Below are 21,352 nucleotides of genomic sequence, written 5' to 3'. Positions count from 1 at the left end.
CGGCGTGGCGCTTGTCACACCGCCTCCCCCAGTGCGGCGATCACGTCCGCCGTGCGCGGCTGCCCGACGGCGCGCCGTACGACACGGCCGTCGGCGTCCAGCACCAGGACGGTGGGGGTCTTGAGCACGTCGAGGGCGCGGACCAGTTCCAGGTGGCCCTCGGCGTCGATCTCGACGTGGGCGACACCGGGGACCATGCCGGCCACCTCGCCGAGCACGCGCCGGGTGGCCCGGCAGGGCGCGCAGAAGGCGCTGGAGAACTGCACGAGCGTGGCGCGGGCGCCGAGTTCGGCTCCCAGGTCGGCCGCGTCGAGCCGTGGGGACCCGGCCGGGGGCCGCCTGCCGTCGTCGTCCTGCTCGCGCACCGACGCGCTCCCGTTCCGCCGCCGCAGCGGCTGTTTCCCGGCACGCGTCCCCGCGTGCCGCCGATCGGTCCTCGGCAGGTGCAGCGTTCCCGACGCGGCCGGGATTCCCGCCCACCGTCGCATTTCGGCCACGAAACGGCCGGGTGAGTGATGAGGATCTCGCCGCACACGGGCACCAAGGCTGGTACACGGGCCGTTCTTGGGGCACGATCGGCGACAAGCCGCAAACCTACGGCTGCGTAACTTTCGACTGGGAGTCCCCTTCCCAGGCTGACAAGGAAGGGTCCGACCCGCCCATGGCAGAACTCGTCTACCGTCCGGTCATCGGTCTCGCCCGCACCATGTTCAAGGTGTGGGACCTCAAGATCGACTGCCGTGGATCGGAGAACATCCCGCGCTCGGGCGGCGCCGTACTGGTGAGCAATCACATCAGCTACCTGGACTTCATCTTCGACGGTCTGGCCGCGCTGCCGCAGAAGCGGCTGGTGCGCTTCATGGCGAAGGAGTCGGTCTTCCGGCACCGGATCTCCGGACCGCTGATGCGCGGGATGAAGCACATCCCGGTGGACCGCAAGCAGGGCGAGGCGGCCTACGCGCACGCCCTCGACTCGCTGAAGTCCGGGGAGATCGTCGGCGTCTTCCCGGAGGCGACGATCTCCGAGTCGTTCACGCTGAAGAGCTTCAAGTCCGGCGCCGCGCGGCTCGCGCAGGAGGCGGGCGTCCCGCTGGTGCCCATGGCCCTGTGGGGCACCCAGCGCCTGTGGACCAAGGGCCACCCGCGCAACTTCAAGCGCAGTCACACCCCCATCACCATCCGGGTCGGCGAGGCGATGGAGGCCTCGCGCGAGCAGTACGCGGGCGCCATCACCCGGCGGCTGCGCGAGCGGGTGCAGGAGTTGCTGGAGGCCGCCCAGCGCGCCTACCCGGTGCGCCCCAAGGGTCCCGACGACACCTGGTGGATGCCGGCCCACCTCGGCGGCACGGCTCCGACGCCCGAGCAACTGCGCACGGCCCAGGCGCACTGAGCCGGGATCTCACAGGTCGGCGGGGAGGGTCTCCCACAGGTGCGGGCGGTCCGTGGCCGCCTTCAGGACGTCCAGCACCGCCGGATGCGGCGCCGCGTACAGCTCCGGGTAGTCCCTCTCCCCCGCCGCACGGTCCGGCGTGAAGGCCAGCCGCTCCCTCCCCAGGGAGAACTGCGCGTTCACGCCGGGCTTGTTCCCGCGCGGGTCCTGCCGGTGCCAGGCACCGTCCAGGCGTACGGCGACCAGCCCGTGCACCACGTCGAGCCGCTGGTAGCACAGCGCGGTGGGGATGTCCTCGGCCCGCAGCAGCGCGGCCAGCGCGTGGGCCTTGGCGTAGCAGATGCCGGTGCGCCGCTCCAGAACGTCGGAGGCCCGCCAGGTGACGCGCGGGTCCCCGGAGTCCTGCGAGTGGGGGATGGTGTCGCGCACGAACTCGAACGCCAGCCGCGCATAGCCATACGAGTCCTCGGCCTGCCTGGCGAGGCGTCCGGCCGCCTCCCGCACGGTGGGATGTTCGTGGTCGACGGCCTCGTCGGCGGCGAGGTAGGCGGACAGATCAGGCGTCTTCTGGATCAGCTCCATGCCCGCAGAGCATAGGAAAGCGATCACCCGTCAGTCAATGACTTTTCAGGTGACCGCATACCTATGCATAACGCGAAGAGCCTCGCGTCAGCGTGCCGTCTCCTCCTTGAGGGCGGCCACGAACGCGTCGACGTCGTCCTCGGTGGTGTCGAAGGCGCACATCCAGCGCACGTCCCCGGCGGCCTCGTCCCAGAAGTAGAAGCGGAACCGCTTCTGCAGGCGCTCGCTCACCTCGTGCGGCAGGCGGGCGAAGACCGCGTTGGCCTGCACCGGATAGAGGATCTCCACGCCGTGCACGGAGCGCACACCCTCGGCCAGGCGCCGGGCCATCTCGTTGGAGTGCCGGGCGTTGCGCAGCCACAGGTCCTTGGCCAGCAGCGCCTCCAACTGGACGGACACGAAGCGCATCTTGGAGGCGAGCTGCATGGACAGCTTGCGCAGGTGCTTCATGTGCCGCACCGCGTCCTGGTTCAGCACCACGACCGCCTCGCCGAACAGGGCGCCGTTCTTGGTGCCGCCGAGGGAGAGGAGGTCGACGCCGACCGCGTTGGTGAACGTGCGCATGGGCACGTCCAGGGAGGCGGCGGCATTGGCTATCCGGGAGCCGTCCAGGTGCACCTTCATGCCGTGCGCGTGGGCGTGCTCGCAGACGGCGCGGATCTCGTCGGGCGTGTAGAGGGTGCCCAGTTCGGTGCTCTGGGTGATCGAGACGACCTGCGGCATCGCCCGGTGCTCGTCGTCCCAGCCGTACGCCTGCCGGTCGATCAGGTCGGGCGTGAGCTTGCCGTCCGGAGTGGGGACCGTGAGCAGCTTGAGGCCGCCCATGCGCTCGGGGGCGCCGCCCTCGTCGACGTTGATGTGCGCGCTCTCGGCGCAGATCACCGCGCCCCAGCGGTCGGTGACCGCCTGGAGGGCCACGACGTTGGCGCCGGTGCCGTTGAAGACCGGGAACGCCTCGGCGGAGGAGCCGAAGTGGCTGCGGATCACGCGCTGGAGGTTCTCGGTGTACTCGTCCTCGCCGTACGCGACCTGGTGCCCGCCGTTGGCCAGGGCCAGGGCGGCGAGCACCTCCGGGTGGGCCCCGGCGTAGTTGTCACTGGCGAAACCGCGGACCTCGGGGTCGTGATGGCGACGCGCGTCGGTCTTCGGGGGGTTCACGGCTTCTCGGTCAGCCACAGACGGTTTCCGTTCACTTCCGCGGCGGGCTTGTCCCAGACACCGGCGACCGCCTCGGCCAGGTCGCGCACGTCCGTGAAGCCCGCGAACTTCGCGTTGGGGCGCTCGGCGCGCATCGCGTCGTGCACCAACGCCTTGACCACCAGGATCGCAGCCGCCGACGTCGGCCCCTGCTCGCCCCCCGCCTTGCGGAAGTAGTCCGCCATGGCCAGCGTCCACGCCTCGGCGGCGGCCTTGGCCGCCGAGTAGGCGGCGTTGCCCGCGGTGGGGCTGGACGCGCCGGCGGCGCTGATCAGGACGTAGCGGCCGCGGTCGCTGCGCTGGAGCGCCTCGTGGAAGGCGAGGGAGGTGTGCTGCACGGTGCGGATCAGCAGCTTCTCCAGCAGGTCCCAGTCGCCGAGTTCGGTCTTGGTGAAGGTCTTGCTGCCGCGCCAGCCGCCGACGAGGTGGACCATGCCGTCGACGTGGCCGAACTCCTGCTCGGTGCGGTCGGCCCAGGCCCGGGTGGAGTCCAGGTCCAGCAGGTCGACGGTCTCGCCGGTGACGGTGGCGCCGCCGTGCGCGTAGCGGGCCGCGTCCACCGCCTCGGCCAGCCGCTCGGGGTCGTTGTCCGCGCCGACGACGGTCGCACCCGCCTCGGCGAGCCGCAGCAGCGCGGCCCGTCCGGCGGGTCCGCCCGCCCCGGCCACCGCGATCACCGCGCCGTCGAGCGCCCCGTTCCCCATGGTCCTCGCCTCCCGAGCCTGCCGAGCCTGTGTCTGCCGTACGTGTCCGTGCGTGCCGCCGCCCTCGCTCACGCGGCGGCCCGCTCGGCGCCGTCCGCGGCCCCGGTGATGCCCCGGGTCGAGGCGATCACCTTCTTGAGCTTCTTGGACAGGGCCTCGTAGAACATGCTCAGCGGAAACTCGTCGGGAAGCACGTCGTCGACGAGTTTGCGCGGCGGCAGGGTCAGGTCCAGGGCGTCGGGGCCCTTGGCCCACTTGGAGCCCGGGTGCGGGGCGAGGTAGGCGGAGACCAGCTCGTAGCCGGCGAACCAGTGGACGATCTTCGGGCGGTCGATGCCGTCGCGGTAGAGCTTCTCGATCTCGCCGCACAGTTGGTTGGTGACCTGCGGGGCGCGCTGCCAGTCGATGAAGAGCTTGTTGTCGGTCCAGCGCACGACGTCGTGCTGGTGCAGGTAGGCGAAGAGGAGCTGGCCGCCGAGGCCGTCGTAGTTGCGCACCCGCTCGCCGGTGACCGGGAAGCGGAACATGCGGTCGAAGAGCACCGCGTACTGCACGTCGCGGGCCTGCGGGACGCCCTCGTCGGCCAGCTTCACGGCCTCCTTGAAGGCGGTGAGGTCGCAGCGCAGCTCCTCCAGGCCGTACATCCAGAACGGCTGGCGCTGCTTGATCATGAACGGGTCGAAGGGCAGGTCGCCGTGGCTGTGGGTGCGGTCGTGGACCATGTCCCACAGCACGAACGCCTCTTCGCAGCGCTTCTGGTCGTGGACCATCGCGGCCACGTCCTCGGGCAGCTCCAGGCCCAGCAGGTCCACGGCGGCCTCGGTGACGCGGCGGAAGCGGGCGGCCTCGCGGTCGCAGAAGATGCCGCCCCAGGAGAAGCGCTCGGGCGCCTCGCGCACGGCGATGGTCTCCGGGAAGAGGACGGCCGAGTTGGTGTCGTAGCCGGCCGTGAAGTCCTCGAAGGTGATGCCGCAGAACAGCGGGTTGTCGTAGCGAGTGCGCTCCAGCTCCGCCAGCCAGTCGGGCCAGACCATGCGCAGCACGACGGCCTCGAGGTTGCGGTCCGGGTTGCCGTTCTGCGTGTACATCGGGAAGACGACCAGGTGCTGGAGACCGTCCGCACGGTTCGCGGCGGGCTGGAAGGCCAGCAGCGAGTCGAGGAAGTCGGGGACCTCGAAGCCGCCGTCGGCCCAGCGGCCCAGGTCGCTCACCAGGGCCTCGTGGTAGGCGCGGTCGTGCGGCAGCAGCGGGGACAGCTCGCGCACGGCCCCGGCGACACGGCGTACGGCGTCCTCGGCGGCGGCCCGCTCCGGGGCGCCCTCGGCGTCGAAGTCGATCGACCCGTCCTTGGACTGCCATGGCCGGATCTGCTCCACGGCATCCTTGAGCACGGGCCAGGCCGGGTGCTCAACCACCCCGCTCGCCGGAGGAACGTTTCCCTCCGCACCCACCTGCACAAGAATTTCCGTCATGTCCCATCCTCCACGGGAGAAGCTAGCGTGACGCCACCGTAGACATACGACGTTTCTCCAATCAAGGGGAGACTCCGTAAATTATCCTGCCCCACCCGGGGCTGTGCCGCATTTTTTCCTGTCGGACGTCGGATTCGTATACCCGGCGGGGCACAGGGGAAACGGTCCGGCAGGGCCGTTAGGCTGCGGCCCTGCCCGCCGACGTCGACGGAAGCGAGTCGAGCCTTGAACTTCCTCACCATCGGTCACCGCGGGGCGATGGGTGTCGAGCCCGAGAACACCCTGCGCTCCTTCGTCGCCGCCGAGCAGGCCGGCCTCGACGTCGTCGAACTGGACCTGCACCTGAGCAAGGACGGCGCGCTCGTCGTCATGCACGACGCCGACGTGGACCGCACCACCGACGGCACCGGCGCGATCGCCGACAAGACCATCGAGGAGCTGCGCACCCTGGACGCCGGCCGCGGGGAACGGATCCCGGTGTTCGAGGAGGCGCTGGACGCGGTGTCGGTGCCCCTGCAGGCCGAGATCAAGGACGCGGCGGCCGCGCGCGTCCTCGCCGAGGTGATGCTCCGCCGGGACCTGGTGGACCGGGTGGAGGTGATCTCGTTCCACGACGAGGCCCTCGTCGAGATCGCCCGGCTGGTGCCCGGGGTGCGGACCGCCCTGGTCGCGCAGTACTACGGCCCCGAGGTCGTGGACCGCGCCGTGGCGGCGGGCGCCCGGACGCTGTGCCTGGACATCAACAGGATCACGCTGGAGACCGTGCAGAAGGCCCGAAAGGCGGGCCTGCGGGTGTTCTGCTGGACCGTGAACACCCAGGACCACCTGCGGCTGGTGCGCGCCCTGGGCCTGGACGGCGCGACGACCGACTACCCGGAGATCAAGCGAACCGGCCGCTTCACCGCCTGAGCGGCCCCGGCAGCCCCAGCGGCCCAGCAGCCCCAGCGGCCCCCGGGGGCGTCACGCCAGCGGCTTGACCAGCAGCTCGAACCGGAGGTCGTCGCGCTGCGGGATGCCGAAGCGCTCGTCGCCGTACGGGAAGGGGGTCGTCTCTCCCGTACGGCGGTAGCCGCGGCGCTCGTACCAGGCGATGAGGTCCTCGCGCACGGAGATCACGGTCATGTGCATCTCGGTGACGCCCCACGTCTCGCGGGCCTGCCGCTCGGCCTCCGCGATGATCGCCTTGCCCAGTCCGCCGCCCTGGAGCGCCGGGCTGACCGCGAACATCCCGAAGTAGGCGTGCGTGCCGCGGTGCTCGAGCTGGCAGCAGGCCACGATCCCGCCGTCCCGCTCCACCGTCAGCAGACGGCTGTCCGGCGCCTCGACGACCTCCAGCACGCCCCGCGGGTCGGTGCGCTGCCCCTCGAGGATGTCCGCCTCGGTGGTCCACCCGGCCCGGCTGGAATCGCCGCGGTACGCGGACTCTATGAGCGCCACGAGCGCGTCCACGTCGGCCTCGGTGGCGTCGCGGTAGATCAGCGGGCCGGTTGCGGTGTCCATGGGGGCGTCTCCGGTTCGTTCTCGGGAGCGTCGCGGGCACCGATGAGCGTAACGCCGCCGCCGGCCGCCACTACGCTCGGGACGCATGGTGCACGTACTCAGCAGCCGGACCCTGCTCCGCCCCACCGATCCCGACCGCACGCGCGCCTTCTACGGCGAGCAGCTCGGGCTCGCCGTCCACCGGGAGTTCGGCACGGGCCCGGAGCGGGGCACCGTCTACTTCCTCGGCGGTGGCTTCCTGGAGGTCTCGGGACGCTCCGAGCATCCCGTCGCCCCCGCGCTCGCCCTGTGGCTCCAGGTCGAGGACGCGGCGGCGGCCCACGACGAACTGCGCGCCAAGGGGGTCGGGATCGTGCGGCCGCCGGTCAAGGAGCCGTGGGGGCTGGTGGAGATGTGGATCGAGGATCCGGACGGCACCCGGATCGTGCTGGTGGAGGTGCCCGCGGAGCATCCGCTGCGCCACCGCCCGGGGATCTGACCCGCCCGCCAGGCACCGAGGCCCGGGACGCACGTGCCGGATGGCCCCGTCCCCGGCCCGGCCTTAGCGTGCTGGAGGGGGGCGGACGCGGCCCCGGCGGAAGGACGCCAGCACGATGAAGCTCCACGAACCGGTGACCGGCGGGCCCTGCTGGGCGGAGCTGGGGACCACCGACCTGACGGCGGCCCGGAGGTTCTACACCAAGCTGTTCGGCTGGTACCCCGAGACGGTCTCCCACCAGCAGGCGGGCGGCTACACGATCGCCCGGATCGACGACGCGGCGGTCGCCGCCCTGACGCCGCTCTACCAGCCGGGACAGCCCGTCGCCTGGAACGTGTCCTTCGCCGTGCGCGACGCGGACGCGGCCGCACGGCAGGTGACGGCGGCCGGGGGCGCGGTCCTGGAGGGGCCCACGGACGTCTTCGACTCGGGCCGCTTCGCGGTGGCCGCCGATCCGACCGGGGCGGTCTTCCAGCTCTGGCAGGGCGGCTCCTTCCCCGGGGCCGGGCTGTTCAACGCGCCCGGCTCGCTGGGCTGGGTGGAGCTGCTGACCCGGGAGCCGGACCGGGCCGCGGACTTCTACACCACGGTCTTCGGCTGGAGCATCACCGGCCCGAGGCGCTACCAGCAGTGGGGGATCGAGGGGGCGGACTTCGGCGGCATGGTGGCGATGGACGACAAGTTCCCGCACGAGGTGCCGGCGCACTGGCTGCCCTACTTCGCCGTGGTGGACGTGAACACGGCCGCGGTCGACACGACGGACGGCGGCGGCACCGTGCTGATGGAGCCGACCTCCGTGCCCGACGGCCCCCGCCTGGCCGTGCTGCGGGACCCGCAGGGCGCGATGTTCGGGGTGTACGGGGCGGGTGGCGCCCGCTGATCCGGGGCGGCGGGTACCGGCGGGCCGCGCACGCGGAGCCGGGCGGCGTGTACCGGCCCGGCGGCGCACGCTGATCCCGGCGGCACAGGAGGCCGCCGGGATCAGCGGGGCGTTGGGAGCAGGCGCGCCTCAGGCCCGCAGCGCGTCCAGGCGGCCCTCAAGCTGCCCCAGCAGCCCGCCCAGCAACGCCGCCAGTTCGCCCTGCCGCGCTCCGTCGACGCCGGACAGGACGGCGGACTCGTAGGCGAGCTGTTCCGGCAGGATGCCGTCGACGAGGTCGCGTCCGGCGTCCGTGAGGCGCAGGTGGGCGACCCTGCGGTCCCGGGTGTCGCCGCGCCGCTCGACGAGACCGCGCTCGCTGAGCTGCTTGAGGCGCTTGGTGACGGCGGCGCCGGAGGAGAAGGTCTCCCGGGCCAGTTCGCCGGGGGTCAGCTCGTGCCCGGTGCGGCGCAGGGCGCCCAGCAGGTCGAACTCGGCCCGGCTGAGGCCCGCCCGGCGCAGCGGCGCGTCCTCGGCCTGCTGGAGGAGGGCGGCGCAGCGGTTGATGCGGCCGATGATCTCCATCGGCCCGGTGTCGAGGTCCGGGCGGACGGTCCGCCACTGGCGTACGACGGCGGCCACGGTGTCCCCGCCCGGCCCCGTCCCGCCGTTCCCGGCTCCGCCCCGGGCTCCCCCGTCGGTTGCGGTCATGGACGTACGTCCTCCGTTCTCGTGCCCGTCTCCCGGTCCGTACGCGCTGCCTGGCGTCGCACCGCCTCGGCGAGCGTACGGTGTCCGGACTGCTCGGCGAGAACGACCCTCTCCTGGGGCAGTGCCCGTCCCCACCATTCACCGGCGGCCGCGTCGGCGGTGGCCCGCAGGTCGGTGAGGGCGGCGGCCAGGCCCCGGCGGGCGGCCTCCAGGGCGCCGGGGGCGGGGACGGACTCCGCGAGGAGGCGCGCGGTGCGTTCGCGGGCGCGGTCGGCCGCGGTCACCGCCTGCTCGACGCGGTTTCCGGCGCGCCGGTTGGTGACGACGACGGCTGCGAGGAAGCCGACCAGCGCCCCGACCAGGGTGTCCACGGCCCGCTCGGTCATCAGGTCGCCGGGGGCCTGGTAGCCGGCGAACTCGGTGACGAGCAGGGCCATCGGGGTCACGCAGACGCTGCCGAGCCAGTAGTTGCGGGTGATCAGGGCCTCGGCGCCGAAGTTGAGGGCGAGGCAGCACAGGACGAGCAGCACCTGCCCGAGGTGGGCCAGCGGGGCGATGGCGGCGAAGAGCAGCACGCCCGCGAGGTTGCCGACGACGCGCTGCACGGCCCGGCTCCAGGTCAGGGTGATGTTGGCCTGGTAGAGCGCGGCGGCGGTGACCAGGGCCCAGTAGGGGCGGCCGATGCCGAGGGCCAGGGAGGCGTAGCCGGCCAGCGCGCAGCCCAGGGCGGTGCGGACGGCGATCGGGGTGAGCGGGCCGAGCCGCTGCCACAGGGGCGCGGGCCGGGCGGCGAGTTCGGCGTCCGCGCCGAGGAGTTCGTCGGTGTCGGCCGGGGTCTCGCCGGTGCGGGGGATCCGGCCGCCGCCCCGCAGTGCGTGGGCCCAGGCTTGCAGCCGCTCGGGGTCGCTGTCGGCCGGTGCGGCCAGTGCGACCTCGGCACGGACGACGAGGCGTTCCAGCGCGTGCCGGGTGGCGGCGCGGGCGCCCGTGGCGGGCAGGGACAGCAGCGTCTGCCAGGCGGCCTGCACGGCGGCGTACCCGGCGGCGCGCAGGGAGGCGTGGCCGTCGCCGGCGCCCCGGGTGGCGGCGTACGCGGCGGCGGCGTTCAGGGCCTGGGCGGTGGCCCGGCGTTCCGGGCCGTGCGGGCGGACCAGGGCGGGTGCCATGCCGACGAGCCAGGCCCAGACGCCCGCGGCGGCGGCCAGGCCCAGGTGGCCGGGGACCTGGGCGAGGGTCTGCGGGACGAAGAGGGCGGCGGAGCTGATGAAGGTGAGGATCACGTTGCCCGGCGGGCCGATGCGGGTGGCGTCGCACAGGGCCTTCTGCACGGCGGCCAGCAGGGCGCCCACGGCGACGAGGACGACGGCGTCGCGGGTGAGCGAGGCGGTGACCAGGGCGACGGCGACACCGCCGAGCATGCCGAGCACCACCCAGGCCAGGGTGCGGGCGCGGGCGGCGTAGGGGCGGTTGTGGGCGTACAGCGCGCACAGCGACCCGGCCATCGTGTACATCGCCAGGTCGAGCCGGCCGAACGCCAGCAGGAGCAGGTTGGGAGGGGCTACGGCGGCGACCGAGCTCAGGGCGGGTTTGAACCAGATCTCGGAGGGACGGCGCAGCCGCAGCACGCCCGCCAGGGACAGACGTCGGACCGGTGAGGTGGCGGGGGTGGGGGTCGCACTGCTCATGTGTATGAGATTAACAAGTGTTTTACTCGTAAATCAAATGCGGGTGCGGTCCGGCCCGCGTCACCGACCAGCGGCTTTCCGCCGGAGGAAGGGCGCGCGCTCCCCCGTCTGCCCCCGTGTACTCCCTTGCGCTCGCGTGCGCGCCGCACGGCTGGGGCAGTTCTCCACGGACCGTGACCGCGGAACGGGGAGGTGCGTGTGCACGGACCGGCGTCGTACGGATGGCTGCTGGTCGCGCTGAGTGCAGCGACCGGCGCCTACTGCCTGCTGCGGATGCGCAGCGGGGTCGAGGAGCAGCGCAGCGCGGCGGGCGGCGAGGCGCTGATGGGGTTCGGCATGGCGGCCATGGCCGTGCCCGCGGCGGTGTTCACCCCGCCGACCTGGGTCTGGTCCGGCTACGCGGTGGTGTTCGGTGCCGCGGGACTGCGGGCGCTGTGGGCAGCCCGGTCGGGGCGCCACCACCTGCACCACCTGGTGGGCGCGGCGGCGATGGTCTACATGGCGGTGGTGATGGCGGGCTCGCCCGCCCACGCGCACGCCCACGGCACCTCCGGCACTCCGGTACTGACCGGGGCGCTGCTGCTGTACTTCACGGGATACGTCCTGCTGACCGGCGTACGCCTGATACCCGTGGCGGTGGTGGCCGCAGGGGGGACGGGGACACCGCCCGTGCCCGCGGGCGGAGTCGGCCGGGGTGCCGGCGGTCCCGCTCCGGGCGGGTGGGGCGACCGGCCGGAGCTGGCGCGGGCCTGCCGGCTCTCCATGGCGATGGGAATGCTGGCCATGCTGCTGCCACTGTGACGTCGGGAGCCGGTTCCGGCACCGGGTGTCCGGACCCAGGGACCCGGGTTGCCCGCGGAACGCCGCCCGCAATCGTTGTCTGCGTCACTTTGCGCCTCGGGCCGTACTGCCGAGGGCGCCGCCCTCATAGGCTGCCCCCATGATTCTCCCCGCGGCACTGCTGCTGCTCGGCGCGCTGACCGCCGTGCTCGCCCCCAGGCTGCTCGCCCGGGCCGACTGGCCGGACCGCGAACCGGTGGTCGCGCTGTGGGTCTGGCAGTGCGTGGTGGCGGCGGTGATCGTGTGCTGCGCGCTGTCGATGACGTTCAGCGCGGCGGCGGCCTGGCACGCGGTGGGCGGCCCGGTCTTCTCGACGGCGCCCGGTCCGGTGGTCGAGGCCTACGCGCTGGGCACCTCCGGGCTCTGGGCGGACACGACGGCGGTCACGCTGGCCTGCGGTGGGCTGTGGAGCGTCGCGATGCTGGCCCGGGAGGTCGTGCGGGCGCGCTCCCGGCGCAAGCTGCGCCGGGCGGAACTGAGGCACCGCGCTCCGCTGCTGCCCGGCGAGGAGCCCGGCCCGGGCCGGCTCGTCGTCCTGGAGGGCGAGCGGCCGGACGCCTGGTGGCTGCCCGGCACTCCCCCGCAACTGGTGGTCACCACCGCCGCACTGCGCCGCCTCAAGGGCCGGCAGCTCGACGCGGTGCTCGCCCACGAGAACGGACACGCCCGGGCGCGGCACGACTGGCTGCTGAACTGCGCCACCGCGCTGGCGGACGGCTTCCCGCAGGTTCCGGTCTTCGCGGCGTTCCGCGACGAGATGCACCGCCTGGTCGAACTCGCCGCCGACGACGTGGCCTCGCGCCGCTTCGGCCGGCTCACGACCGCCCTGGCACTGGTCGAACTCAACGAGGACCGCGGCGTCTTCGGCCCGTGTCCGACCGCGCAGGCCCACGTCCCGCAGCGGGTCCACCGCCTGCTCACCCCGCCGGACCGGCTGACCGCGGGCCGCAGACTGCGGCTGACGGCCGCCGCCGCGCTGGTGCCGGTGATCCCGGTCCTGGTGGCCTTCGCCCCCGGGCTGCGGGCACTGGGTTAGCGGGGAACTGGCCCCGGAACCACCGGTTCGGCGAGTATCGCAGCATGCAGACGCCGTCGGTCGACTCCCCCTCCGCCCCGCCGCAGCCGCGCACCGCGCTCCGCGTGACGTGGGTGCTGGCCCTGTGCTCGGGTCTCCTGACCGCCCTGGTGGCCGTCGGATGGCGGCCGTTGGTGCGGCTGGACGAGCGAATCGCCGACACCGCCCACCGCTGGGCCGTCGAGCAAGGCGGCGTCACCCACGCCATGCGGATCCTCACCGACTGGGTGTGGGACCCCTGGACGATGCGTCTGCTGTGCGCGGTGGTGGTGGTGTGGCTGTGGTGGCGCCGGGCGGACCGGTGGACGGCCGTGTGGCTGGCGGCGACCTGCCTGCTGGGCAGCGTCCTGCAACAGGTCCTCAAGGCGGCGGTGGACCGCCCCCGCCCGGTCTGGCCCGACCCCGTGGACTCGGCGCACTACTCGGCCTTCCCCTCCGGGCACGCCATGACCGCGACCTTCGTGTGCGGCCTGCTGGTGTGGCTGCTCCACCACTACGGCGCCGGCCGCGACCCGCGGCGCGCCGGTCTCGCCGTGGCCGTGGTCTCCGTGGCCGGGGTCGGCGTGACCCGGGTGTGGCTCGGGGTCCACTGGCCCACGGACGTCCTCGGCGGCTGGCTCCTGGGCGCCCTGGTCGTGGCCCTGGCGGTGCTGGTGCACCGTCGACGGCATCCGTGACCGGGGCGGCCGGTCCGCCGGGCCGGACACCCGCCCGCGTCTCCGCCCCGCCCCCGCCCGCGCGTCCGGGCCCCTAGGATCCGGTCCATGACCGCCGTTCTGTTCGACTTCTCGGGCACGCTGTTCCGTGTCGAATCCACCGAGTCCTGGCTGCGCGCTGCACTCGACGCCACCGGACTGCGGCTCCCCGCGCCGGAGTTGGCCGAGACGGCCGAGGCGCTCCAGCGGGCGGGGGCGCTGCCCGGCGGCGCACCGCCGCAACGGGTGCCGGAGGAACTCGCCGAGGTGTGGGAGACACGCGACGACAGCGCGGAGCTGCACCGGGCCGCGTACACCGGACTGTCCCGGCGGGTGCCGCTGCCGGACCCCGGCCTGCACGACGCGCTGTACGAGCGGCACATGACGCCGGAGGCGTGGCGCCCCTATCCCGACGCCGCCGAGGTGCTGGACGCGCTGCGCGGGCGCGGGATCGCCGTGGGGGTGGTCAGCAACATCGGCTGGGACCTGCGGCCGGTCTTCCGCGCCCACGGACTCGACCGCTACGTGGACACGTACGTGCTGTCCTACGAGCACGGCATCCGCAAACCCGACCCCCGGCTGTTCGGCGTCGCCTGCGCGGCGCTGGACGTCGAGCCGGGGCGCACGCTGATGGTCGGTGACGACCGCAGGGCGGACGGTGGTGCGGCGGCGCTCGGGTGCGGGGTGCACTTCGTGGACCACCTGCCGGTGGCCGAACGCCCGGCGGGACTGCGGCCTGTGCTGGACCTGGTCGCCTGAGGCCGGACGGGCACTGAACCGGCCGCGTCGGACGCTCCCCCGTGTCGCCCGACGCGGCCGGTGGCCGGAGCGGCCCCGAAGGCCCCTCCGCCTGCGCCGAGTATAGTTGGCTGGCAGCCAGTCAACGCAGGAGTACAGGATGTCCCCGCGCAGCGCCTCGGTCAATGAAGAATTGCGGCGGCGCTCGAAGGAGCGTCTGCTGCAGGCCGCCGTGGAGCTGGTGGACGAGCGCGGGTACGACGCGACCACACTGGGCGCCATCGCAGACCGGGCGGGCTCGGCACGCGGTCTGATCTCGTACTACTTCCCGGGCAAGCGCCAGTTGGTGCAGTCCGCCGTGCACCGGCTGATGAACCGCACCCTGGAGGAGGCCCTGGAGCGTGATCCGCGCACCGGCGAGGGACGCGAGCGGCTGGCGCGGGCCATCGACGCGATCCTGGGGCTCGCCCGGGACCGGCCGGTGCTCATGCGCCAGCACATGGCGGGGCTGCTCCAGGCCGAGGTGGGTTTCGTCCCCTGTCCCGAGCAGCGGCGGCTGGCCGAGCTGCTGCGGGACACCGTGGCCCGGCACGGCTCGCGCGACGTCGACCGCGACTACCCGATGCTGCGCGCGCAACTCATGGGCGCCGTCTTCGCCGCCCTCGTGCCCGGCGTGCCGATGCCGGTGCCGGAGCTGCGCGCCGAGTTGTTCGAGCGCTACCGGCTGGACTGGGGACTGGGTGTCCCGCCGGACGCCGAGGCGCCCGGCGGGACGACGTGCGACCCGGACCTGTCGCGCTTCTTCGCGACCGGCGTACCGGATCGGCGGGCCCGGACGGACCGGGCCGGACGGTCCCCTCAGCCGAAGTAGTCCGGCTGCGTCTGCGTGTTGAGCTCGGGCAGGCGGACCCGCGCGGCCGGGTCGGTGCGCCGGTCGCTGAGCTTGAGCACGTCGAAGCCCTTGGCGATGTCGTTCGAGTAGATGTAGCCGTTGTAGTAGTACGCCGACCAGGAACCGCCGGTGGTCATCGTGTCGGTGGTCAGCGGACCCCGCTCGAAGTAGGCGATCTCCTTGGGCCGCGACGAGTCGGTGAACTCCCAGACGGAGACACCGCCCTGGTACCAGGCCTGGACCATGATGTCCTTGCCCTTGACCGGGATCAGCGAGCCGTTGTGGGCCACGCAGTTCTCGGTGTCCGCCTGGTGGCGCGGAATCTTGAAGTAGCTGCGGAAGACCAGCTTGCGGTGGTCGCCCCGGCCGACGATGTCGTAGATGCCGTCGGCGCCGCGGTTCGGGCCGATCTCCGCGTTGCAGGTGGCCGCGCCGCCACCGCCCAGCTCGTCGGTGAACACCACCTTGTCCGCACGCTGGTTGAAGGTCGCCGAGTGCCAGAACGCGAAGTTCACGTTGTCCTGGACGCGGTCGATGACCTTGGGGTGCTCGGGGTCCTTGATGGAGAACAGGATGCCGTCGCCCATGCAGGCACCGGCGGCCAGGTCCTCGGAGGGCAGCACGGTGATGTCGTGGCAGCCGGTGGTCTTGGAGACGCCCGGGTTGGTGGGCGCACCCGGGTTGCCGCCGCCGTCGGGCCCCTCACCGGGGAAGAGCACCGGGAAGTTCACGACGGCCGCCCGCTCCGGCGCCTTGCGCGGCACCTTGATGACGGAGATCCCGTCGTGCGGCGGCTGGCAGTCCGGGTACGCGGCGTTCGGCGAGTACGAGGAGACGTAGATGTAGACGTCCTTGCGCTCGGGCACCAGCGTGTGGGTGTGCGACCCGCAGGCCGTCTCGACGGCGGCGACGTACTTGGGGTTGCGAATGTCGCTGATGTCGAAGACCTTCATGCCCTCCCAGGAGGACTTCTCGGTCGCGGGCTGCGTGGTGCTGTTGCAACTGCTGTCGCTGCGCGAGGAGTCGGTCGACAGGAACAGCAGGTCCCCGGAGACCGAGATGTCGTTCTGCGAGCCGGGACACAGCACCTGGGCGACGGTCTTCGGCTTCTTCGGGTTCTTGATGTCGAAGATGCGGAAGCCGTCGTAGTTGCCGGCGAAGGCGTACCGGCCCTGGAAGGCCAGGTCCGAGTTGGTGCCGGGCAGCGCGTCCTTGGGGATGTTGGTCAGGTGCTCGATGTTGGCGGAGTGGACCACCTCGTCCTGACCGGGTATGTCGCCGCTCTCGATGGCGTCGCGCACCTCGGCGCGCGCGCTCTTGGACACCTCCTTCGAGGTGGCGGGAGAGTCCCCGGGGTCGGGGGTCGCCATGGCCGGGCCGGCGGTCAGCAGCGCGGACAGGAGCCCCGCGGCGGCGGCCGCGACTCCCAGACGTCTGCGCCGCGTTCGCGGGTCGTTCAACAGGGTCACTGTTTCCTCCCAACGTCCGTTCCCGTCGGAACGGTTCACGCTTCCGGCAGTATCGTCTTCGCCATGCCCATATCAACAGGGGGCAACAAACATGCAATGAAGTTTTTTGATCACTGGCACGCGGAAGCGTGCTAGGACGGTCATCACACGCTCAAGGTGCTCCGCGCTCCTCCCGAAAGGGGCGCGCCCCCAGTCACAGGAGGTCGTCGTGTCCCTTCGCCGCGGGTCGTCCAGCGCTACGCTCGTCACGGCCTCGCTGATCACGTCGGCCGTGCTCGTGCTCGCGGCCTGCGACGCCGACCCGGGCGCCGGCTCGGCGAAGGCCGCCGGACCCTCGGTGATCGCGCCGGGCAGGCCGGGCGAGGACAACCGGACCCTGTCCGCCGAGGAGGCCGAGAAGCAGCGCGCCGACGACGACTCCCCCAACTCCGCGGACGTCTCCTACGCGCGGATGATGATCCAGCACCACGCCCAGGCCCTGGAGATGACCGAACTGGCGCCGAAGCAGGCCGAATCCGGCCAGGTGAAGAAGCTGGCCGGGCGCATCTCGGCCGCACAGGGCCCGGAGATCCGGGCGATGGAGGGCTGGCTCGAGACCAACGGCGAGAAGACGGCGGACGGCGGACACGATCACGCCGCCATGCCGGGCATGGCGACCGAGGCGCAGATGAAGCAACTGCGCGCGGCCCGGGGCAAGGCGTTCGACCAGCTCTTCCTCACCCTGATGATCACTCACCACGAGGGCGCGATCAGCATGGCCACGGACGTGAAGTCCGAGGGCAACAACGTGCTGATCGAGGAGATGGCCGACGACGTGGTCGCCCAGCAGACGAGCGAGATCTCACGGATGCGCGCGATGCTGTGACGACGCGCCGGTCCGGTGACGGACAGGTACCGGTCCGGTGTCGGACAGGTACCGGACCGGCCCGTGGGGTGCGCTTCAGCGGCGCGCGCGACGCGGCGTCAGGAATCCGTCGTCGCGCGCCTGACCGATCAGCCTGAGCGACCTGCGCCTGCCGTGCCCGGTCGCCCGCATCACCGCGAGGACCGGGTCGCCGCCCTCCTCCCGGGCTGCCCGGTACTCCTCGGCGACGAGCCTGCGCTCCTCCCGCCCGCGCGGCCACGCGGGCCGGGCCCGCCGCGACGCGGCCGGCACACCGCCGGCGGGGGCGGGCACGCACGCCTCGAACAGCGGGTCCTCCAGCCACTCGGCGAGCACGGCCAGGTCGTCGAGGGAGAGCGGCGGCTGGGCCCGCACGTCCTCGACCCGCAGGTCCTGGCCGGACAGCACGGCGAGCGCGTCCACCCGGGCGCCGTCGGCGAAGGCCAGCCGGACGTCGAACCACGAGGTCGTGGCGCCCCCCTCGTTCACCACCCAGGAGTGGCGCACGGACATCTCACTGTCACCCGGACAACGATCGGAAAGGTGAAGAGAACGATCAACGAAGGATGCTTCGAGCACATACGCAACGTAACCGAATGATCACATTCCATACGAACGGAACACGCCTCGCTCACCCGGGGACGGCACCCTGTCGGCCGAGCAGCCCCGCGGTCCCGCCGGAGTCAGTCGCCCGCCACGGCGGCGGCCTGCCGGGCCGCCGCGGCCAGCAGGGCGTCGAGCAGCCCGGGGAAGAGGGCGTCCAGGTCGTCCCTGCGCAGGCCGTTCATCTTGGCCGTGCCCCGGTACTCCTGCCGGACCACCCCGCTCTCGCGCAGCACCCGGAAGTGGTGCGTGGTCGTGGACTTGGTGACCGGCAGGTCGAAGTGCGAGCACGAGAAGAGGGCGTCGCTGTCGGCGGCGAGGTCCCGCACGATCCGCAGCCGCACCGGATCGGACAGCGCGTGCAGCACCCCTTCGAGCCGGATCTCCGCACGCGTCGGGTGAGGCAGCTCGCGGATGCCGGCGGCAGTGGCGGCGGGGGTCACGGCGACTCCAGTTCGTCGGGGGTTCCACCGGATGGGCCTCCCATTGTACGAAGACTGCCGTAGTTTGACACTCGACGTATTACGAGGGTTATCGTACGAGCGTCCCGTCGTCCGCATCCCAGGAGCAGCCCGCCATGAGCGCCCTCTTCGAACCCCTCCGGCTCCGCGACACCACGATCCCCAACCGGGTCTGGATGCCTCCGATGTGCCAGTACTCGGCCGCACCGGAAGGCCCGTCGGCCGGCGTGCCCGGCGACTGGCACTTCGCGCACTACGGCGCCCGCGCGGTGGGCGGCACCGGTCTCATCGTCGTGGAGGCCACCGGCGTGTCGCCCGAGGGCCGCATCTCCCCGCAGGACCTCGGACTCTGGAACGACACGCAGACCAAGGCGTTCCGCCGGATCACGGACTTCCTCCGCTCCCAGGGGACCGTGCCCGCGGTGCAACTGGCCCACGCCGGCCGCAAGGCCTCGACCGCGCAGCCCTGGAAGGGCGGGGCACCGGTGGGACCGGAGGCGCACGGCTGGCAGCCCCTGGCCCCCAGCCCGCTGGCGTTCGACGAGCGGCACCCGGAACCGGCCGAACTGACCGTCCCGCGGATCCAGGAGCTGGTCGGCCGGTTCGCCGACGCCGCGCGCCGGGCGCTGGCCGCCGGTTTCGAGATCGTGGAGATCCACGGAGCCCACGGCTACCTGATCCACGAGTTCCTGTCCCCGCACTCCAACCGCCGCACCGACGCCTACGGCGGCTCGTACGAGAACCGCACCCGGTTCGCACTGGAGGTGGTCGACGCGGTGCGGGAGGTCTGGCCCGACGGCAAGCCGCTGTTCTTCCGCGTCTCGGCGACCGACTGGCTGGAGGAGGACGGCTGGACGCCGGACGACACCGTCCGCTTCGCCCGCGACCTCCAGGCCCACGGCGTCGACCTGCTCGACGTGTCCACCGGGGGCAACGTCCCGCGCGTGCGGATCCCGACCGGGCCCGGCTACCAGGTCCCCTTCGCCGCACGGGTCAGGGCGGAGACCACCCTGCCGGTCGCCGCGGTGGGCCTGATCACCGACGCCGGGCAGGCCGAGAAGATCCTGGCCAACGGCGAGGCCGACGCGGTGCTGCTGGGGCGCGAGCTGCTGCGCAACCCGTCCTGGGCCCAGCACGCGGCGCGGGAGCTCGGAGCGGACGTCCGGATGCCGGAGCAGTACGGCTGGGGCATGTAGGGCCGGGGCGGACGGGGCCGGGTCTCCACGGCAGGACGCGAGGAACGGGATTCGCGCGAGGCGTTGACCAGAAAGCGCTTACCCTCTACGGTCCCGTTCATCAGCATGACCGTCGCGAGCGCCGCGGCTCCGCTCTTGCCGCAAAGTGCGGGCAGGCGTTCGCGTTTCGGGACATGGTGACGAACAGCGTTCATGCACATGTTCGGATTCCACCCCCACTCCCTTCGGAAGGGACCGGAACATGACCCCTGCGACACACCCGCGCACACGGCGCGCGGCGACCGGCGCACTGGGCGCCTTCGCCCTCTCGGTTGGCATGCTCATGACCTCCGGGGCCTCCTCGGCGCAGGCCGCCACCTGGCCGACCCCCAACGGCAGCGAGGGCGTCTCCTCCACCATCTCGGTCTCCGGCACCAAGGACTACGGGATGAAGCGCCTGTACGGCACCGGCGACCTGGGTTCCGGCGGCCAGGACGAGGACCAGGGCCCGATCCTGGAACTCGCCCCCGGCGCCGTCCTCAAGAACGTGATCATCGGCGCCCCCGCCGCGGACGGCGTCCACTGCAAGGGCAGTTGCACGCTCCAGAACGTCTGGTGGGAGGACGTCGGCGAGGACGCGGCGACCTTCCGGGGCTCCTCGTCGTCGAACGTCTACACGGTCTCCGGCGGCGGCGCCAAGGAGGCCAGCGACAAGGTGTTCCAGTTCAACGGCGCCGGCACGCTGAACGTCTCCGGCTTCACCGTCAAGAACTTCGGCACCTTCGTCCGCTCCTGCGGCAACTGCTCGACGCAGTACAAGCGGACCGTCAACCTCAGCGGCATCGAGGTGAACTGGAAGGGCGGCCGGATCGCCGGCATCAACACCAACTACGGCGACAGCGCGACCCTGCGCGACATCACGATCGTCGGGGACAGCAGCAAGAAGATCGTCCCGTGCCAGAAGTACATCGGCAACGACGACGGCGACGAGCCCGACTCGAACGGCTCGGGCGCCGACGGCACCTACTGCAAGTACTCCTCGTCCGACATCACCTACAAGTGACGCCTCAGGTCCGGGTGCCGGGCACCCGGACCTGTCCGGACTGCTCCCGCTGGTAGCGCGCGTAGGCATCCCGCAGGGCCGCCCCCGGCCAGTGCGGCGGGAGCAGCTCCGCGGGCAGCACCGGGTCGGCGAGCAGGTGCCGTACGACGGCCGCGAAGGCGGCGAGGCGGTCGGCCGGCCGACGGGCCGGGCCGACGTGGGCGAGCAGGGCACGCGCCGCTTCGGCCCACTCCTCCAGCGGCCACAGGCGGGCTGCCAGTTCGGCGGCCGGGGTCGCCGGGCGCGAGACGAGCCGCTCGGCCACCTCGTCGAGAGCCCCGGGCAGCGGGCGGTCGAGGTTGGCGGGGCGCAGCCAGACGCCCTCGCGCAGCTCGGCCAGGCGCAACGCGGTCAGCCGGGTGCGCAGCTCGGCACGGGCGGCCGGTCCCCGTCCCGTCGCGGTGACCACCACCGTCTCCCAGTCGCCGCTCCACGGGCGCGTGTGCGGGCGCAGCGCCTCGTCCTGGCGCCGCTGGCGCTCCAGCAGCCGCCCGCTGAGCCGGTAGCCGGCCTCCGTGCGCCGCAGGTCTCCGGCGGCGGCCATCCGGCTGAGCGCCGCGCGCGCGGTGGACGCCCCGACGCCGAACCCCTCCACCAGCCGCACCAGTTCCCGGGCGGGCAGCTCCGGCGGGTGGGTGCCGAGCAGCAGGCTCAGGATCACCGACCGCGCGGACAGCGGACGCGGCGCCGGTCCGCCGAAGACCCCCGGACCGTTCATCCGCGCGGGCACATGTCGTTCGTCCGCCCGTCGGTGCGCATGTCGTTGGTCCGCATGAGCACGTACTGTACGTGCGCCCACCGTGTTGCACTATTGCTGCGTCCGCAGCAATAGTGCAACACT

At 72.6% G+C, this 21,352-nt stretch carries 24 protein-coding genes; 12 read left to right on the top strand and 12 right to left on the bottom strand.

Annotated elements, in window-relative coordinates; all coding sequences use genetic code 11:
* Nucleotides 1–14 precede the first annotated feature (14 nt).
* The gene (locus IG88_RS0101615) at nucleotides 15–392 is read right to left on the bottom strand and encodes a thioredoxin family protein (protein ID WP_031034031.1); all 378 of its coding nucleotides are present in this window, start codon (nucleotides 390–392) and stop codon (nucleotides 15–17) included.
* A 269-nt stretch (nucleotides 393–661) separates the two neighbouring features.
* Here IG88_RS0101615 and IG88_RS0101610 point away from each other — a divergent pair, with 269 nt between their 5' ends.
* Nucleotides 662–1,390: a lysophospholipid acyltransferase family protein gene (locus tag IG88_RS0101610; RefSeq protein WP_030398798.1), complete on the top strand. Its 729-nt coding sequence runs from the start codon at nucleotides 662–664 to the stop codon at nucleotides 1,388–1,390.
* Nucleotides 1,391–1,399: 9 nt separating this feature from the next.
* Here IG88_RS0101610 and IG88_RS0101605 read toward each other — a convergent pair whose 3' ends face one another.
* From IG88_RS0101605 to IG88_RS0101590, 4 genes are all read right to left on the bottom strand, one after another.
* The gene (locus IG88_RS0101605) at nucleotides 1,400–1,972 is read right to left on the bottom strand and encodes a transglutaminase domain-containing protein (protein ID WP_031034029.1); all 573 of its coding nucleotides are present in this window, start codon (nucleotides 1,970–1,972) and stop codon (nucleotides 1,400–1,402) included.
* Nucleotides 1,973–2,059: 87 nt separating this feature from the next.
* Nucleotides 2,060–3,130 carry a threonine aldolase family protein gene (locus IG88_RS0101600; protein ID WP_031034028.1) on the bottom strand — a complete coding sequence of 357 codons (1,071 nt, stop codon included), beginning with the start codon at nucleotides 3,128–3,130 and terminating at the stop codon, nucleotides 2,060–2,062.
* Nucleotides 3,127–3,873: an SDR family NAD(P)-dependent oxidoreductase gene (locus IG88_RS0101595; RefSeq protein WP_031034027.1), complete on the bottom strand. Its 747-nt coding sequence runs from the start codon at nucleotides 3,871–3,873 to the stop codon at nucleotides 3,127–3,129. Before IG88_RS0101595 ends, IG88_RS0101600 begins: the two co-directional genes overlap by 4 nt.
* 68 nt (nucleotides 3,874–3,941) lie before the next feature.
* A complete protein-coding gene (locus IG88_RS0101590) occupies nucleotides 3,942–5,345 on the bottom strand; it encodes a DUF6421 family protein (protein ID WP_031034026.1) in 1,404 nt (467 codons plus the stop codon).
* Between the two features lie 225 nt (nucleotides 5,346–5,570).
* On the opposite strand from IG88_RS0101590, the gene IG88_RS0101585 reads away from it, so the two are divergent.
* Nucleotides 5,571–6,254: a glycerophosphodiester phosphodiesterase gene (locus IG88_RS0101585; protein ID WP_031034025.1), complete on the top strand. Its 684-nt coding sequence runs from the start codon at nucleotides 5,571–5,573 to the stop codon at nucleotides 6,252–6,254.
* A 51-nt stretch (nucleotides 6,255–6,305) separates the two neighbouring features.
* On the opposite strand, the gene IG88_RS0101580 is transcribed toward IG88_RS0101585, so the two are convergent.
* A complete protein-coding gene (locus IG88_RS0101580; RefSeq protein WP_031034024.1) occupies nucleotides 6,306–6,845 on the bottom strand; it encodes a GNAT family N-acetyltransferase in 540 nt (179 codons plus the stop codon).
* 85 nt (nucleotides 6,846–6,930) lie between these two features.
* On the opposite strand from IG88_RS0101580, the gene IG88_RS0101575 reads away from it, so the two are divergent.
* Together IG88_RS0101575 and IG88_RS0101570 are read left to right on the top strand one after the other, a co-directional pair.
* Nucleotides 6,931–7,323: a VOC family protein gene (locus IG88_RS0101575; RefSeq protein WP_031034023.1), complete on the top strand. Its 393-nt coding sequence runs from the start codon at nucleotides 6,931–6,933 to the stop codon at nucleotides 7,321–7,323.
* A gap of 115 nt (nucleotides 7,324–7,438) precedes the next feature.
* The gene (locus IG88_RS0101570) at nucleotides 7,439–8,203 is read left to right on the top strand and encodes a VOC family protein (RefSeq protein ID WP_031034021.1); all 765 of its coding nucleotides are present in this window, start codon (nucleotides 7,439–7,441) and stop codon (nucleotides 8,201–8,203) included.
* Between the two features lie 129 nt (nucleotides 8,204–8,332).
* Here the strand turns inward: IG88_RS0101570 and IG88_RS0101565 are convergent, their stop codons facing one another.
* Complete coding sequence (locus tag IG88_RS0101565; protein WP_031034019.1) at nucleotides 8,333–8,893, bottom strand: MarR family winged helix-turn-helix transcriptional regulator; 561 nt, start codon at nucleotides 8,891–8,893, stop codon at nucleotides 8,333–8,335.
* Entirely contained in the window at nucleotides 8,890–10,578 is a 1,689-nt protein-coding gene (locus tag IG88_RS0101560) for an FUSC family protein (RefSeq protein WP_031034016.1), read from the bottom strand. The genes IG88_RS0101565 and IG88_RS0101560 overlap by 4 nt, the downstream gene beginning before the upstream one ends.
* A 198-nt stretch (nucleotides 10,579–10,776) precedes the next feature.
* Here IG88_RS0101560 and IG88_RS0101555 point away from each other — a divergent pair, with 198 nt between their 5' ends.
* The 5 genes from IG88_RS0101555 (at nucleotide 10,777) to IG88_RS0101535 (ending at nucleotide 14,797) form a co-directional block, all read left to right on the top strand.
* On the top strand, nucleotides 10,777–11,379 hold the full coding sequence (locus IG88_RS0101555; protein ID WP_031034014.1) for a DUF5134 domain-containing protein: 603 nt from the start codon (nucleotides 10,777–10,779) through the stop codon (nucleotides 11,377–11,379).
* 139 nt (nucleotides 11,380–11,518) lie between these two features.
* Nucleotides 11,519–12,454, top strand: a complete 936-nt coding sequence (locus tag IG88_RS0101550; protein ID WP_031034013.1) for a M56 family metallopeptidase — start codon at nucleotides 11,519–11,521, stop codon at nucleotides 12,452–12,454.
* 44 nt (nucleotides 12,455–12,498) lie between these two features.
* Nucleotides 12,499–13,170 (top strand): phosphatase PAP2 family protein, encoded by a 672-nt coding sequence (locus IG88_RS0101545; RefSeq protein ID WP_031034012.1) that lies wholly within the window; start codon nucleotides 12,499–12,501, stop codon nucleotides 13,168–13,170.
* 87 nt (nucleotides 13,171–13,257) lie between these two features.
* On the top strand, nucleotides 13,258–13,947 hold the full coding sequence (locus tag IG88_RS0101540) for an HAD family hydrolase (protein ID WP_031034011.1): 690 nt from the start codon (nucleotides 13,258–13,260) through the stop codon (nucleotides 13,945–13,947).
* A gap of 139 nt (nucleotides 13,948–14,086) precedes the next feature.
* Nucleotides 14,087–14,797, top strand: coding sequence for a TetR/AcrR family transcriptional regulator (locus IG88_RS0101535; protein ID WP_031034010.1), 711 nt, complete (start codon nucleotides 14,087–14,089; stop codon nucleotides 14,795–14,797).
* On the opposite strand, the gene IG88_RS0101530 is transcribed toward IG88_RS0101535, so the two are convergent.
* Nucleotides 14,785–16,287 (bottom strand): LVIVD repeat-containing protein, encoded by a 1,503-nt coding sequence (locus tag IG88_RS0101530; RefSeq protein WP_031034009.1) that lies wholly within the window; start codon nucleotides 16,285–16,287, stop codon nucleotides 14,785–14,787. The genes IG88_RS0101535 and IG88_RS0101530 overlap by 13 nt on opposite strands.
* A gap of 208 nt (nucleotides 16,288–16,495) precedes the next feature.
* Between IG88_RS0101530 and IG88_RS0101525 the strand changes: the two genes are divergently transcribed.
* On the top strand, nucleotides 16,496–17,152 hold the full coding sequence (locus IG88_RS0101525) for a DUF305 domain-containing protein (protein WP_031034008.1): 657 nt from the start codon (nucleotides 16,496–16,498) through the stop codon (nucleotides 17,150–17,152).
* A gap of 75 nt (nucleotides 17,153–17,227) precedes the next feature.
* Here the strand turns inward: IG88_RS0101525 and IG88_RS0101520 are convergent, their stop codons facing one another.
* Both IG88_RS0101520 and IG88_RS0101515 read right to left on the bottom strand, forming a co-directional pair.
* Nucleotides 17,228–17,683: a DUF6214 family protein gene (locus IG88_RS0101520; RefSeq protein ID WP_031034007.1), complete on the bottom strand. Its 456-nt coding sequence runs from the start codon at nucleotides 17,681–17,683 to the stop codon at nucleotides 17,228–17,230.
* A gap of 170 nt (nucleotides 17,684–17,853) precedes the next feature.
* The gene (locus IG88_RS0101515) at nucleotides 17,854–18,216 is read right to left on the bottom strand and encodes an ArsR/SmtB family transcription factor (RefSeq protein WP_031034006.1); all 363 of its coding nucleotides are present in this window, start codon (nucleotides 18,214–18,216) and stop codon (nucleotides 17,854–17,856) included.
* Nucleotides 18,217–18,350: 134 nt separating this feature from the next.
* Between IG88_RS0101515 and IG88_RS0101510 the strand changes: the two genes are divergently transcribed.
* Together IG88_RS0101510 and IG88_RS0101505 are read left to right on the top strand one after the other, a co-directional pair.
* Nucleotides 18,351–19,430, top strand: coding sequence for an NADH:flavin oxidoreductase/NADH oxidase (locus tag IG88_RS0101510; protein WP_031034004.1), 1,080 nt, complete (start codon nucleotides 18,351–18,353; stop codon nucleotides 19,428–19,430).
* Between the two features lie 241 nt (nucleotides 19,431–19,671).
* Nucleotides 19,672–20,472 (top strand): pectate lyase, encoded by an 801-nt coding sequence (locus tag IG88_RS0101505; protein WP_031034001.1) that lies wholly within the window; start codon nucleotides 19,672–19,674, stop codon nucleotides 20,470–20,472.
* Nucleotides 20,473–20,476: 4 nt separating this feature from the next.
* Here the strand turns inward: IG88_RS0101505 and IG88_RS0101500 are convergent, their stop codons facing one another.
* Entirely contained in the window at nucleotides 20,477–21,229 is a 753-nt protein-coding gene (locus IG88_RS0101500; RefSeq protein ID WP_107451994.1) for a PaaX family transcriptional regulator C-terminal domain-containing protein, read from the bottom strand.
* Between the last annotated feature and the right edge of the window lie 123 nt (nucleotides 21,230–21,352).

Source organism: Streptomyces sp. NRRL F-5650, assembly GCF_000721365.1.
GTDB classification, from domain to species: Bacteria; Actinomycetota; Actinomycetes; order Streptomycetales; family Streptomycetaceae; genus Streptomyces; species Streptomyces ardesiacus.
Note: the sequence above shows the minus strand (reverse complement) of the source record. Positions and strands in the feature narration are given on the sequence as shown.